The sequence below is a fragment of the Nocardia sp. NPDC059228 genome (genome assembly GCF_042754245.1).
Classification (GTDB): domain Bacteria; phylum Actinomycetota; class Actinomycetes; order Mycobacteriales; family Mycobacteriaceae; genus Nocardia.
Genome location: NZ_JBHZAL010000185.1, coordinates 1 through 661 on the forward strand (window position 1 = coordinate 1; position 661 = coordinate 661).

Genomic DNA, 661 nt, shown 5'->3' on the forward strand with positions numbered 1-661 from the left:
GGACAACTACGCGGGGTGGCAGGGCGCCCGCGTCACCGTCCTGGACAAGCTGACCTACGCGGGCAACCGCGACAACCTGCCGGCCACGCACCCGCGCCTGGAGTTCGTCCGGGGCGACATCTGCGACGCGGGCCTGCTGCGTGAACTGCTGCCCGGACACGACGCCGTGGTGCACTTCGCCGCGGAGTCCCATGTGGACCGCTCACTGGAGGGCGCGGGCGAGTTCTTCCGCACCAACGTCCTGGGCACCCAGACGCTGCTCGAAGCCGTGCTGCACACCGGTGTCGAGCGCGTCGTGCACGTCTCCACCGACGAGGTGTACGGCTCGATCGGGGAGGGCTCCTGGACCGAGGACTGGCCGCTGCTGCCCAACACTCCCTACGCGGCCTCCAAGGCCTGTTCCGACCTGGTCGCCCGCACCTACTGGCGCACCCACGGAGTGGACCTCTCCATCACGCGCTGCTCCAACAACTACGGGCCGTACCAGCACCCCGAGAAGCTCATCCCCCTGTTCGTCACCAACCTGCTGGAAGCCCGCCAGGTGCCGCTGTACGGCGACGGAGGCAACATCCGCGAGTGGCTGCACGTGGACGACCACTGCCGCGGCATCCACCTCGTGCTCCAGGACGGCCGCGCCGGTGAGATCTACAACATCGGCGGC

The 661-nt window shown here is 69.1% G+C and carries 1 protein-coding gene; it reads left to right on the forward strand.

Going from position 1 to position 661, the window contains the following annotated elements; genetic code table 11:
- On the forward strand, positions 1–661 hold a 661-nt coding region (locus ACFXKA_RS43370; RefSeq protein ID WP_379431965.1), incomplete at both ends, for a dTDP-glucose 4,6-dehydratase.